Annotated in this window: 4 protein-coding genes and 2 pseudogenes; 1 reads left to right on the plus strand and 5 read right to left on the minus strand. The window is 59.0% G+C overall.

The features are described from left to right. Positions 1 to 39: 39 nt before the first annotated feature. A pseudogene (locus CAG46_RS14530) lies at positions 40 to 474 on the plus strand (transposase); the annotation flags it as partial. On the opposite strand, the pseudogene CAG46_RS14535 reads toward CAG46_RS14530, so the two are convergent. The 5 genes and pseudogenes from CAG46_RS14535 to CAG46_RS14560 all read right to left on the minus strand — a co-directional run. Next, positions 466 to 707: pseudogene (locus tag CAG46_RS14535) on the minus strand (IS5/IS1182 family transposase); the annotation flags it as partial. The pseudogenes CAG46_RS14530 and CAG46_RS14535 overlap by 9 nt on opposite strands. 104 nt (positions 708 to 811) lie before the next feature. Beyond that, positions 812 to 5,320: an RHS repeat-associated core domain-containing protein gene (locus tag CAG46_RS14540; RefSeq protein WP_085617494.1), complete on the minus strand. Its 4,509-nt coding sequence runs from the start codon at positions 5,318 to 5,320 to the stop codon at positions 812 to 814. Further along, a complete protein-coding gene (locus CAG46_RS14545) occupies positions 5,317 to 10,296 on the minus strand; it encodes a hypothetical protein (RefSeq protein ID WP_085617496.1) in 4,980 nt (1,659 codons plus the stop codon). The genes CAG46_RS14540 and CAG46_RS14545 overlap by 4 nt, the downstream gene beginning before the upstream one ends. Before the next feature lie 578 nt (positions 10,297 to 10,874). Beyond that, positions 10,875 to 11,939, minus strand: a complete 1,065-nt coding sequence (locus CAG46_RS14555) for an ornithine cyclodeaminase (protein ID WP_085617498.1) — start codon at positions 11,937 to 11,939, stop codon at positions 10,875 to 10,877. 452 nt (positions 11,940 to 12,391) lie between these two features. Next, complete coding sequence (locus tag CAG46_RS14560; RefSeq protein WP_085617500.1) at positions 12,392 to 14,140, minus strand: sigma-54-dependent Fis family transcriptional regulator; 1,749 nt, start codon at positions 14,138 to 14,140, stop codon at positions 12,392 to 12,394. Between the last annotated feature and the right edge of the window lie 206 nt (positions 14,141 to 14,346).

Raw genomic sequence — 14,346 nt, forward strand, 5'->3', positions numbered from 1 at the left:
CCCCAAGTTCTATCAGGCGCAGACGGAGTTAGCCTTGTAATCGCGGCGGAGCATTACCCTCTGCTGACCAGACTCGCTCATGCACAGCCATATTCCAGCCAAGCCGAACTGGCGCAGGAATTTCATGCTGAAACGGGTATCACCGCTCATCCCGACACCTTTGCAAAAGCGCTGAAGCTGGCCGGGATCGTTCGTGTCAAGGAGCGAGCCAAAGGCAGTTTTCAGACACCCAAGCCTCGTAAATCTTATGGTTACACCGAGGCGCACCGACGTCAGTTGCCGGAGCAGCGTTACCCCAGTTGCCTGACGGACGCAGAGTGGGCGCTGGTTGCTGACTTATTTGAAGTCTCGGGAGGCCGTGGCGGACCGCCTCGTCACTCCCGGAGGACGCTTTTGGAAGCTTGCTGTTATGTGGTGCGAACGGGATGCTCCTGGCGAATGTTGCCTCATGAGTTTCTGCATTGGGAGGACATGGTGCACCAGACCCGATTCGGCCTCTGCACCGATATGCGCCTTCATGTCAAAGAAATATTGGTTACCTTTCTTCGTCTGATGCATCTCGGGATCACGTTTGCCTTCCTTCTTCTTGGTCGACTGGGTGCGTGGATGATGGTGGCGCCGACAATGGTGCGCTGGCGCAACGACAGGACCTTGTCTCGCAGGTAATGGTTGATGGTTTCCAGAATGCCCGCCTCCAGTTGGTTGCGATGAGGTCAAAGGTGCTGGTGCTGGATGAACCTGTGCCGGCTCTTTCGCGGATAGCGCCGCGATGAGGCCGGTACAGGCGCCAGAACAAGAAAAGCTATGAACACTAGTTCGGAGGGCTTCTGAAAATGAGTCCTTTCTTCAAGTTATCAGCCTCTTGTGCACCTGAGAACACGGCACCTCCCATGTTGAAAACCGCGCCGACCACCCGGTCAGGGATCGACGAAGTCGTATCGCCTACCCATCCAGTGGCCGACTCAAAGAATGCTGTAGTGTTACTGATTTTTCCAGCCTCTACGTCCTGCGTTAATCGTACGTACTGTCCTAGCTTCGCTGTCGAAATATCGGCAGCTCCGTTGGAAGCCAGGTTTGAGTTCACCATATTGACTGCCTGGCTGAAAGGTTTGTTGCTGTCGGCATTCATCAGGTGTTCGGCAAGCGTAGTACGGTTTGGGATCGCCTCCACCAGCGGTTTTTGAGTGCCGGGCATGAGTGATTTTCTGGCGGTAGTAAATGCACTGGAGAGCCAAGATGAATCGTTCGATGGTGGAGGTGAAACAGGGGGAACTTGGCTGGGGCCACCGGGTAGGGGGGTTCCAGTTCCCCCCGCAGGATAGCCAATCTTGCCGTTGACTCTTTGGGGCATGCGCATTCCCAGCTTTTTCATCAGGGATGCTCCTAGTCTTTGGTTAAGGCTAGGGCGAGCCACAACACCCGGCGTGTACATCCAGCTATGCGAGCGCCCTAATATTCTACTCATGCTATTGGAATGTATTGAAAGGCGCAGGGAGCGTAAGGCGGTCAACGCGTTTGAACCCAATTTCCCAAGTACGCGTCCCAGGTATCTGGCTCCGCTATGAGCCAAGCCTAGCAGGCCTGCAGCCATCGCTGCCCATCCCAGCTTCTCTGCCAGCTCAGGATTGCTCTGTTGCACCGACACCTGCGCGATGGTCAAACCTGCATACGCCAGCGTCGATCCATACATCACCGCCTTCGCCACCCCGGCCATCTGTGAACCTATCGCGGGCGCACTGGCCAGTGCCATCATCACCTGCCCCACAGGTTCCAACGTCCGCGACAACTCCGGGTTCGACTGCCTCAATGCCATCCCCGTCGCCGTGACGGCGGCACCCGCTGTATAGACGATCATCAGGCCGGCGATCACCGGCGCACTGAGGGTGCCCGCCGAACCTATGATCATCAGTGCGCCAAAAATCGTCAGGCCAGCGAACAACAGCCAATCTCCGACGCTGGCAGCCTGGGGCGGCGCCGTCTCCGTGCTGGGCGTCAGCGCCGCAAGAATGGTATCGAGCCTTGCCAGGCTGGCTGCCTGGGCCTGGCGGTTGAGCATGATGTGGCCACTGGGGTCCTCGAAGTTGACCGGATCGGCTTTCGGGCAGTAGGCACGGTCATTCGGGCCGGCCGCACCCAGGGGACTCCAGTCGTCGGGCTGGCAGAATACTTTGTGCTGGGCGTCGTAGAAGCGGTACCCATCGCCCAGATGGAACCCCCCTGTCACCCGATCCACCCGCTGGCGGTTGTAACCGACGCCCACAGACTGAGTGTTGAGGGTGGCCAGATCGGTTACGCCCCAGGGCGTGAACGTGACCGAATCGCGAACCCAAGCGCCATCCTTGAAGTGGTATTCGTCACCCCCGCCGGTCTGCGGGTCGCCGAGCACGAACAGCCATTGATCGTTCAAGGCAACCGCAAGGCCTGCCTGGTCATCCAGCGTCAGGCGCTTGAGCACCTCGCCTGCATCATCCAGCCAGGTTTCCCCACTCAGGCCATTGGCACCATAGTTGAGGATGCGCCGCTGTTTCCTGACGACATCACACTGAGCAATCAACCGGTCATGTTCGTCATACTCGTAATAGGTCAGCGGCGTCGTGCTACCCTTGGCAGTCACTGACCTCAGGCGGCCGCTCTCGGTGTATGCCAGGGACTGTTCCCGCTCGTTGGTCGCGAGGTTGCCGTTGGCGTCGTACGTCAGGGTGACCGTGCGGGTATTGGCCTTGCCGGCAAGGGTCGAGGTGCAGGTCATCGCGGTACGCCGAGTCGGATGCATCGCATCCTCGTAGGCATAGTTGCGTACCAGCGTGTCTTTGTTGCTCCGCGTGGTCGAGCATTGGGTCATGCTACCCAGCTCGTCGTATTGGTAAGTCTCTTTCTCGATGGCATATCCTTCGTCATCCTTGACCTCCTCGCCTGCCACTGCGTTCACCGTCCATTGCTGCAATTCATCGCTGGTACCGGTCACGCTGGTGTAATAGACGAATGTCTCGGTTCTTGCCCGCTTGCCGTCACGGTACAGCGTCTTGCTTAGCAGCTGGCTGGCCGGTGACCAGGCTTGCTCGTAGCGCACCTTTTCCTGGCCGTTCAGTGAATAGCTGAGCGTGGTTTCGCGGCCAAAGGCATCGTAGTCGTGCAGCACCTGCAAGTGCTGGCCGCTGCGCATGTCCTGCACCGTGAGGCAGGCCAACTGGCCCAGTGCGGTGTAGGTGTAATGGTATTCGAGTGATCCGCGGCGTAACCGGCTGCGGTAGCCTTGGGCATTCTCCCAGGCCTGCAGGGGCAGGCCGTTGCTGTTCCATGTGCCGGTCAGGACGCCGCGCAGGGAGGCCGAACCCTCATCGCGCTGCTGTTGCTTGTGTACCGTCCGGTTGAAGCGCCAGGTGCCCAGCAGCAGCGGCTGCAAAGTTTCGCTGGTGACCAGGCTTTGATGATCGCCGTGCACCGGGCGTTCGGCCTGCAAGGCTTGTGTGACGGGGCTCAGCTTGAAGGTTACCAAAGGCGTCTTGCTCGCTGCGCCGCTGCCTTTTTGAGCATACCAGGACAGGCTCCCATCATCGTTGCGTGCATGGTAAAGGCTGGTGCCATCTGGCTTCACGTAACCGTCTGGTCGGGCGCTCAGCGTTTGGCGGGTATCGCTGCCCCTGACCAGCGTCGACACGGCGCCCTCCTTGAACGTGCGGCTAGCCAGTACCCGCTCCGGCGCCTTCGCCGACTTCTTCACGCTCATGCGGGTCGGGGCGTCGTTCAAGCCTTCATAGGCCCAGGCGATGATCGATTTGTCCGGTTGGGTTAGCGTCTCTGGGCGCCCCAGGCCGTCGTAGGTGATATCCCAGGTTCTGGCTTGCTTCGCATAGCCGGGGATATCCTCGCTCACCTGGGTGCACTGGCCTTTCTGGTTGAGGGTCTGGGTGGTCGTGATGGCAGCTCCGACGACAGGTTTCTCCAGGCCTTTCCAGGTCTCGTGAGTCAGGGTGACCGATCCGTCCGGCAGGTTGCGCTGGGTGGATTGTTGGGTGGTCAGTGCGCCTTGCGAGATCAGCCCCAAGGTGGAGCGGGTGGTCAACGACACATTCTTGTTTGCGTCGGTAATCAACGGGTCATGCCCGTGGGCCTGCCAGAACCAGTCCTTGCTCTGCTGAGGCAGTGCTTTGACGTTGTCGATGCGCAGTCCACCCGGCAAGTAGTCGAACAGCACTTGGCCGGCCATTTGCCCATCGCTGTCCCAGTATGTTTCCTCCACCGCGCAATAGTTGTCGGCACTGTGGTCAGGCCCTGGCACGCGTTGCAGCTCACGGCGCACGAGGCGTTGCTGGCCATCGTAATAGCACTGCTGGTGACGCTTCTGGGCGTCGCAACTCCTGACCAGCCTGCCCTTGCCGTCTTGCGCGTAGTGGATGGATTGCGAGTGGGTGGGGCTTAGCGTAGTCACCACGCCGGTAGTAAAGGCACTTTCTTCGAACGCATAGGTGTCACTGCCCACGCCCCGGCCCAGGCTATCGTACCGATGGCAGGTGAACGCTATGGCCTTGCCCTCGTTGTCTTGCTGGGTTTCACGCAGCAGGCGGCCGGTGCGCGCCGACACGATCTGGCGCTGCAGGATGGCCGTTGCCGTCGAGTAGGGCGTGGTGCGCAGCAGTTCGTATGTGGCGGCTTGTTTGCCGGTGGTCACCACCTCGGTCACGGTCTGGGTGCTGCGAGCGTTGTCGTTCTGGTACCACTGGGTGGCGATGCGTTCGCTGCTGCGGACCGCGCCGGCCTTGTGCTGGTAGTTGGCCTGCACCAGAGAGACGGACAGCGCAGTCGGTTTGGCCAGCTTCACGTCCTTCAAGGCCAGGGTGTCGCTGTCGGCAAAGGCTTCGAAGCCTTCGAAGGTCAGCACGGTGTTGGGCAGCAGGGTGCCGTGCTCGTCGCGCTGGTTCAGGGCGTAGCCGAACAGGGTCAGTACCGGGGCCTGGCGGGTACCGTCGGGCAGCAGCAGGTACTGGTATTGCGCGCACAGTGGCAGCAGGCCTTTACCAGCCTCCGGGCGCTCGGTGCAGCTGAGCTGGGAGGCATCGGCCAGTGTCCTGCCGGTGCTGCCCTGCGTGGCGTTGGTACCGGTGGTGGCCTTGGCCAGTGTCAGCCCTGCAATCAGTTCGCTGATATCCAGTGGATGGTCGCCGGTTTCGTAGTACCAGAGCCGTGTGTGCAAGCCGTCGTCAGTGATGAACTCTATAGGTTCCAGGCCGCCTGGGCGGTAGCGGGTACGCGCGGTTTCCGTGAGCGAAGTCGCTGGAAGGGTGGGCGATGGGCTGGAGGTGTTCTGATCCGTGCTGGTCATGGCTGCTGTTCCTCGGCAGTGGCGGCGACGCGGAGATCTTCGACGGTGATGTGCTGCTCTGTTTGCCGCGGCTGGCGCAGCGGCTCGGGCACGCCGTTGTCGGTCTGATAGACATAGCGCGTGATCCGCTGCTGCTCGCCGGGGACCTTCTCGATCAGGCGCGCAAGTTGTGTGGCACCGTCAGCGCTGTGGGACCACTCCCAGCGGGTGGATGGAACCTGCTCCAGGTCGCTGCCGACAGGGGCGTGCGCGTAGCGGGTGGCTGCGGTGATCCGCTTTTCACCCTCCCAGGCCCAGGCGTGGTGGGTATTGGGTTGTTGGCCTCCGGGGACGAGGGTGTGCAGTTCGACGCGAGGTAATGAATCGAAAGCCCGCCAGTCGTAGGCGACCACTTCCCGTGAACCATCGTCCTTGGCAATGCCGCACAATACATTGTCTAGCGTTTCCGACACGGTGTACTGGAAGTGCAGGCGCTGGTCGGGCTTGTCGGTCTGGGAGCCGCTGGATCGAGTCAAACGCCTGAGCAGGCAGTCCTTGATGTCCAGGGTGATACAGCAGCTCTCATCAGTCTCTGGCCAGAGGGTGAAAACGCTCTGTTGGCTGCCCTCCAGCATCGGCTCGGCGGAATGTTCGGCCTTGAGCAGAACGTTGTCGCCGTCCTTTATGCTTTTCAGGCGGACATGGCCCTTCACGCCTTGCCAGGCCAGTTGCAGCGCTCGGTTGTCGGCCTTGAGTTGCAGGGGCACCAGGACCAAGGCATTCCGCTCGACTTCGGCGAGTGTCAGCATCATTTCGATTTTCAGTTTGTCCAGCTCTGTTTCACTCGCGATGACCTTCTTGAGTTTTTCCCGGTCCTTCCCTAACATATCGGCGCCCCACGCGGTGCTGATAAAGGTCGCAACAACGGAAGAGAGATGTATACATCGGGTTTTTTCGTAATCATCGATTTTTTTACCAGCTACTAGACCTATGGGGCCGGCAAGCACAACACCGAGAATGCTCCATATCGGCGCTGCATCTTTTGACGGGCTTTTAAGGTCTGTCAGTGCATTATCGATTTGCTGAATAATCCTCTTGATCTTTCTTTTAAGGCTGTCTTTATATGCCCCGCCACTTTCCAAGTTGTCACGAGTTTGGGGGAGGCCGAGTACTTCCTCGTGGCCGTTGAGGAGTTCGATCGTGAAAGAACTTAGGTGATAGACCTTTCGGGTGCCACCTCTAGCGCTCAACTCTTCGGTAGTCCCTTGGCCTGCTTTGAGTGTATAGCCAAGGCGCACTATCGACTTGCCATTGATAAGTTGCTTGATGTCATCAATACTGAGCTCATGTACGGTGCCGTTGCTCAGTACCAGGCGCCGGTTACGATTGTCGTAAGAAGAAAAGCCGGAGAACGCAAAGCCATCGCCAAGGCCGCTTTCGTTGGCACGTAACGGCGAGTAGTTGAACGCCAGTGGGATCGCGGGCGTGTTGCCGGAGAGGCTGGAGAGCGTTGCAATTGTGTGATGGAAGTGGAACAGGCCTGTCTGGGGCGAGACGCCATGGGGCTGCGAATCGCTAGAGGCAAAGAGTTCGGACGCTAGAGTATTGGCCATATCGGCACACAGTGTGTCCTGCGCAGGTATTTCAAATACTTCTCTCGTTGTGGTGCAGCTTTGAATTTTCTTCCAAAGAGAACTTGGCGATACGATGCCGGTCAAGATGCCTGCTGTAGCGCTCTCTTCATCTGGTTCGAAAGGGAAGTTTAAATCGAGTGTGAGTTCGCCGTCATTTTGGCTGCATGAAACCAGAGAAAAGCCTTTATCGGTGGCCTGAGTGTCGAGTGCAATGCAGAGTTGCTCCCATGGTGAGGCGGTGCGGATCTCGATAGTTGCGAAGTGGCCTTGGGTGGTTGCTACATCTGAGAGGGTCTTTTTGATGAGTTTTCTGTTATGAAAGGCTGGCGCAAGAGCTTCAATGCACTCGTGATTGGAGAGGCCGTCACCGTAAATGAAGTTTTCGTACCCTTTCATAATAAAATAGTCGGCACCAGAAGTTTTCTGAGGGATGGGGCTGATAGGCATCCAGGATGTATCTCTATCCCCTTTTATTATCTGGCGTCCAGGGTCGTTTAAACGATGTAGCACGTCTACATCGAATGTATTTGAGGTTTGCGGAATGAGTATATTGATTCGCGCCGGATTTTTTGTGACTATTTTTTCGATGGCGTCAAGGGGGGCATGTCCTTCCTGAAAGATTTTTAAGTATGAATAATATATAGGGTCTATGTAATATTCGTATGGTTGCAGCTTGGCTGTGCCGGTCTTGAAAATGTGATTATTAAGTTCTTGGATTGCTCCATTTGTAATGAGTTTGTCGATGTAAAATGGCAAAGGGAGAGTGCCGTGCTTGTTAGCCGTAATGGGCGATGGAGTTATTTTCTCCAGTGTCGTTTGTAAATGAAGATCAGTTGCTTCGCACAATTTCCAATGGTTCTTGGAGGTGCCGGAAACATTGGATTCGATGCTGAGTCCAAGCCAAACAACCCCGTTTTTCTTCAGGTGCTGTTCAAGCGTTTTGGCCAGCTTGGCCCGCTTTGCTGCCTGATCGAGTGAAGACTCCATCGCCGGCAAAGTAATGGATGAAGCGTGGCAGAGGTATCCCGTGCGCGTGTCGCGGCTCTCAATGAGCAACTGGAAACTGTCTTCGTCGAGGCAGGCTTCAAGCACGTCATCGATATCCTTGCCGGCGCGGCTTGACCAGGCAGGTGACGCCAAGGGCTCGCTCATCCAGATGCGCAGTGGCACCGCTGCGCGTAGGCAACGCCATGTCGAAGCAGGGGCCGTGCCGCCGCTGCTTGCCTGCTCCAGTTTGATGTAGGGTGCCAAGGGACTGCCCGCCAACTGGCGGGCCAACGCGCTCGGCCACTGGTCCTGCGCTTGTGTTGCAACACTTGGGCAGAACGTGAACGGCGATCCCGGCAGCGGCGCGCCCGTTACATGATCGTGTACCGCAATGATCACCTTGTCTTCCAAGGCCAGGCCCGAGTTCACGGTGAATGATGCGTGCTCAAGCCAATTGACGGATTCAAGTTGAACAGAGAGATCGGATAGTTGCGGTATCCAGACCTGGTTACCCTGCTCCGCGGGCGTGATGCTGATGCCATCGTCCTGGAGTTTGCCGGCCCTTAGCATCGGACTGTCCTGGTTGAGGAATTCGCACAGCTGTTTGCTCCAGCTGCCGCGGGTGCTGTTCGCTTCGGGCTGGTAAAAATGAGATTTGTACAGGTGCTGGCTGGTCCTGTGGCGTACTTGTATGCAAACACGTTCTCCCGAACGCGGCTCTGCATCTGGAAGCCGGAGAGCACAGACCTGATTGGCCTTGAACGGAAGGTTGCTGAGTAGCTTGCAATGCGAATCAAATGCCCACAAACGATCGACCTTGCTTTTCTCGATGTTGTTGTAAACCGTGAAGGTTTGCGAGGTAGGGGCATCGGCGTTTTCGGTAAATTCGGCGTCGTCCGAGAGATGCCCGGCCTGGAGCAGCACGGAACCCTCGACCAGCGTGCGGTCGGCCTGGATCGCCTTGACCAACGCAGCCGGCCACGCCACGCGGGCCTTGTTGGCTTCGGTCGCTTTCAGCGAGACGGTTTTCAGCACGCGCCCGTCGATGGGGTCGACGGCCCAGACGTGAACGCTTTCGCCCAGCTGCAGGTCCCGGTCCGCCAGCACATGGCAGGGGCTTGCCCAAACGCAATCACCTGTGCCCAACTCACTGTGCTCGAAGCCTGTCATGTTGGGCAACATGCCGTTATTTAATGCGCCGACGGAAAGACCCCATTGTGCAGCCGGGTACAACGCTTCAGTTGTCTGCGCGTTTGAAGGCACGGGCTCTGCAGTGAACTTGATGTCGGCCAGGGTGTAGATGGCTGCGATTTCCGACTCATCGATCTCCACGCTTTCGTGTGCAGCAAATTTTTCAATTAACGCGTGTTGCTGGCACAACGCGTCATAGGTTTTTCTGGAGGAGATGCTGCAACTGACAGTAATACTGCCTGAGTAAACGTCATGTGCAGTGATAAGGCCGAAATAGCCATAGTGGCTGTTGATCTCGCCCGCATCGTTGTCCAGAAATACCAATATTGGTCCGGTTTCAGTGGTCAAGTCATCGTGATTGGAAGTAGACCTAACAGGTTTTGCCCCAGTCTCGAGCAAAGCAGCAATCAGGCTTTTTCTTGTTGTACGCGCTTCCGTTACTGATTTGAAGTTCTCTACGCCAGCGAGCGAATAAACTGTACGGATGTCTTGAGTAGATATGACGATGTCGTTGTCAGGTGCAGTAAAGTAATTCAGTAGGGAATATTGTTCCGCTAGCTGTGTTTTTACGTCTCGGAGCACTTTGTCTCCCGATACAGTGATGTATTGTGCGCTTGACAGGAAAGGGGCGTTGTTATCAAGATAACCTAGTAAGCTATAGTTTTTCAGCTTTCGAACAATAGGATCGGAAAATTTGCTGTGTGCATAATGCTCCCAGGAAGTTTCGATGCTGTCAGGGTATTCGGCAAGGTATTCGACAGGGTGTTTAAGTTCAATCAGTACGGGTGTGTGGTTGAGGGAGAACGGCATGAGATCTGCAGTTGTTATTATTGAAGCTCCCGCTTCAATAATCTCCGATACGAGTTCGTCGTAAGCGTCTTCACAATTTTTGTAAAATTCAGGGTTGCTGCTATAGAGCGTGATGACTTCGGGGGCAACGCCATCGATGCCCTTCAGAAGCTCCGTATACTCTGGGCCCAATGCGAATTCATCAAAAACAAAACGTTTGGGGCATTTTCGCTGGGAATCCTGAGCGGCTGTAATTCCGTCGCTCTCTAAGCTCAAAAAAGTACTGGCGTTTATATGGAAGGCATGAATTGTTATGTTGTCGCCATTTTTTAGTTTTGCTTTCTCGATGACTTCTTTGTTGTAGCCTGTTTTGAATGTTTCTGAAAAGCGTCCCATAGAAGTGTCCTTGGTGATCGCCGTTAATAATGATAATGCGCTTGGCACTTCTATGAAATGCCCTGACGCTCGGTGGTGCTACGCTGAAGGCCACCTCGGCATGTTCATTTCCAATTCCTAAACTCCGTTTTCTCGGCTGTTTTCGCCTTGCCTGACCTTCGTCTCAAGACTTTTGATACAGACCCTAGATTCATTCAGTATTGAGCGTATGTCACCTGGCAAAAATGTCAGTTGCTGTGCTTCGGAGTTGATCCTCCCGTGCGCGCCACTACGGCGGCCTCCACTTTCTTTAGCTGTGAATGCAGCCAGCCGCCGTTGTTTAGCCAAGGGGACCTGTCGTGGCTTGTTGTTGGGCAATGACCATGGGCTGGATTAGGCCAAGGCGGTGGTAGGGGCGTTGCTGGATAGTGTGGAAAGGCAGCAGTTGGCCGGGCGGGGTAAGACTTCTTAAGAGGGTGTAGATAAAACAAATTAAGCTGCTTGTCGCGACATAAGAGGTCGCTCCTACAAGGGATACGCGGTCCTTGTTTCGGAGCGGCCTCGTGTCGCGATGGGCTGCGTAGCAGCCCCAGGATCCATCAGGCGCAGACAGAACCAGCCTTGGGCACCGCCCGCAACCCCACCACCCGCGGCTGCAACAACCCATACAAATCCTTCGGATCCTCCAGCACCGGCACCAGCCCGATGTCCGTGCCGATACCCAGCGCCTGCGCCGTATCCAGCACATAGCGCAAGGCCGAGTAATCCTCCAAGGCAAACCCCACCGAGTCGAACAGCGTCACCTGTTCGGCGCGCTCACGCCCCTTGGCTTCCCCGGCAACCACGCGCCAGAATTCGGTCACTGGCGAGTCCGCCGGCATCTGCTGGATCTCGCCTTTCACCCGGCTCTGCGGCTCGTACTCGACGATCACCCGGGCCCGCTCGACAATCGCCCGGTGCAGCTCGGTCTTGCCTGGGCAGTCACCGCCCACGGCGTTCAGGTGCATGCCCGGCTCGATCATCTCCGGGGTGAGAATGGTGGCGCAGGCCTTGTCGGCGGTCACCGTGGTGACGATATCGGCCCCGCGTACCGCTTCGGCCACGGAGCTGGCGATGCTCAGCTTGAGGCCGGGTCGGTTGGCCAGGTTGGCGACCAATTTGGCCGAGGCGGCCGGGTCGATGTCGTACAGGCGGATTTCATCGATGCCCAGCAGGGCATTGAAGGCGATGGCCTGGAACTCGCTTTGCGAACCATTGCCGATCAACGCCATGCTGCGGCTGTCTTCGCGCGCCAGGTAGCGGGCGGCCAGGGCCGAGGTGGCCGCAGTGCGGATGGCGGTGGTCAGGGTCATTTCGCTGAGCAGCAACGGTGCACCGGTATCGACGCTCGCCAGGGCGCCGAAGGCCATCACCGTGGGCAGGCCATGGCGAGTGTTCTTCGGATGGCCGTTGACGTACTTGAAGGCGTAGCGGCTGGCGTCCGAGATTGGCATCAGCTCGATCACGCCGTCCGCTGAATGGTTGGCCACCCGGGCACACTTTTCGAAGACAGGCCAGCGCAGGTAGTCCTGGCGGATGTACTCGGCCATTTCCAGCAGGCACGTGGGCAGGCCTTTGCGGTTGACCAGGCGGGCCAAGTCTTGCACATCGATATAGCGGGTCATGAGGGGTCTCCCTGCGGTCGACGCTTCCAGAGTGGGCTCTGGTTTCATTGTGCGGCGGGTGGGGAGGTAAAGCTGGCTGTAATGGGCTGTGGCGGCAGCGGCTTTGGCTGATTTCGCTGCGCTGGCAGCCGAATCGGCTGTGGTTGCCTGGCCCGGCCCTATCGCCGGCAAGCCGGCTCCCACAGGGATATCACAGGCCTTGAGAGCGGCGCTGTAGGAGATAGCCCAGCCCTTTGGGCCGTGCTGTCGCACAGATAACTGAATTCGCGAGCGATCCTCGTACCCTGTGGGAGCGGCTTTAGCCGCGAAGAATCCAACGCGGTGCATGGCACCGGCTGCGCCGGTGTTCGCGGCTAAAGCCGCTCCCACAGGGTCCCTGCTAACTCAATGACTTATGTGCAGTTCTATGAGAGCTGGCTTGCCGGCGATGAGGCCCGCACAGGCAAAGGCAATCATCGCTCACGCAGCCGCTTGTATAGCGTGGTGCGGCTGATCCCAAGCCCGCGCGCCACCGCCGACAGGTTGCCGTTGGCTTGCTCCACCAGCGCGTGCAGGTCCGCTTCCTCAGTGGCAAGCAGCACGGGGGCCTGCAACTCGGCCAGAAATCCTGCAGGCAGGTGCTCGACGCCAACCGGCCCATTACCCGCCAAGGCCAGCGCCACCTGCAGCACACTCACCAGTTCACGCATATTCCCCGGCCAGGGGTGCTGATCGAGCAGTTCGATAATGGCCGCAGGCAGCCGCGCAGGCTGCCCGGGGTCGCGGTAGCGCGCATGCACCTGCTCGATCAGTTGCCGGCGGTCACTGCGCTCGCGCAGCGGCGGCAACACCACCGCCAGCCCGGCGATGCGGTAATACAGGTCCTGGCGAAAGCGCCCGGCGCGCACTTCTTCGGCCAGGTCGCGGTTGCTCGCCGACACCACGCGGATATCCACCGCCACCGGTTCGCCGCTGCCCAATGGCTGGATACTGCGCGTCTGCAGCACGCGCAGCAGGCGGGCCTGGGTGGGCAACGGCATGTCGCCGATTTCGTCGAGGAACAGGATGCCGTGGTGGGCCTTGCGGATCAGCCCCGGGTTGCCCTTCTGGTGCGCGCCGGTGAACGCGCCCTTGTCGTAGCCGAACAGTTCCGACTCCACCAGCTCGGCCGGGATCGCCGCGCAGTTGACGGCGATCAGCGGCTGGCTGGCGCGGCTGCTGGCCCGGTGCAGGGTATCGACGAATACCTCCTTGCCTACGCCAGTCTCCCCCTGCACCAGCACCGGGATGTCCTTTTCCAGCAGCAGGCCGGCCTGCGCCAGGGCCTTCTCCAGGCGGGGTTCGGCGCTACTGGCGGCGGGGCGGCCGGGGGCCTCGCGCGGCGGCTGCCACTGGCAATGAAAGCGGTTGCGCCCGGTGGCTTGCAGGGCGAAGGGCTGTTGCCGGGGATGGCTGAGCAGCTGTTGCAGGGGCAACTGGAACAGTTGCGCGATGTTCTGCTGCAGCGGGTTGCCCCCGAGCAGGGTGTCGGCCCGGTGATTGGCGGCCAGCACCTGCCCGTGCTCATCGAACACCAGCAGGCCGGCCCAAGGGCTGTCGAGGTTGTCGGAGGCGCTGTTGAAGATCAGTTGCGCGTGCTGGTCGGCGTGCTTGGCGAGGATCAGGCGGTTCTCCAGGCTCTGGCCCATCATGCGTACCAGGCCCAGGGTCTGGCTGGCGGGCAGGTAGCCGTCGCTGGCCACATCGAGCACCCCGACCAGCTGCCGCTCGGCGTCGAACAGCGGCGCGGCGGCGCTGGACATGTAGCGGTTCTGGCGCAGGAAGTGCTCGTCCTGGCCAACGTGAATCGCCTCGGCGCAGACCAGCGCGGTGCCCAGCGCATTGGTGCCGACACCGCGCTCGTGCCAGTGGGCACCGGCGCTGAAACCATGCTGCTGGCGGGGCTCGATGAACCGCCGCGAGCCCCAGCTGTCGAGCAGGCAGCCGCTGGCATCGGCCAGCATCACCAGGTAGCTGGCATTGCCCAGCAGGTGCGCATATTGCGGTAGCACCGCTTCGCGGGTCAGGTGCAGCAGGGCCTGGCGCTGCTCCAGCAGGGCGTTCAGCTCGGCGCGGGTCAGGCAGTCGAAGTCCGGGGCGTGCTGGGGTTGCAGGCCGTGGTCGCGGCAGCGGGCCCAGGAGGCCTGGATCAGTTGGGCATGGGGCGAAGCGGATGCGGCCATGGGCCTGTCCTGTGTGATTGTTGTCATGGGGCCGACCGCTGTTCAGTGTCGTGCACGGTTGTTCAATGTCAAACCGGCAAGTGTTCAGTTGTTCAGTGCTTGTGTTCACTTGTGAACCTGCGATTGGCCGGTGTTGCCAGCAAGGCCCCGAGCCAGACGGTCGCGGTGCAACTGGCACGAAACTGGCTGTGCCCGGCAGACAAAAA

It is taken from the genome of Pseudomonas sp. B23(2017) (assembly GCF_002113725.1).
In the GTDB taxonomy this organism is placed as follows: domain Bacteria; phylum Pseudomonadota; class Gammaproteobacteria; order Pseudomonadales; family Pseudomonadaceae; genus Aquipseudomonas; species Aquipseudomonas putida_Z.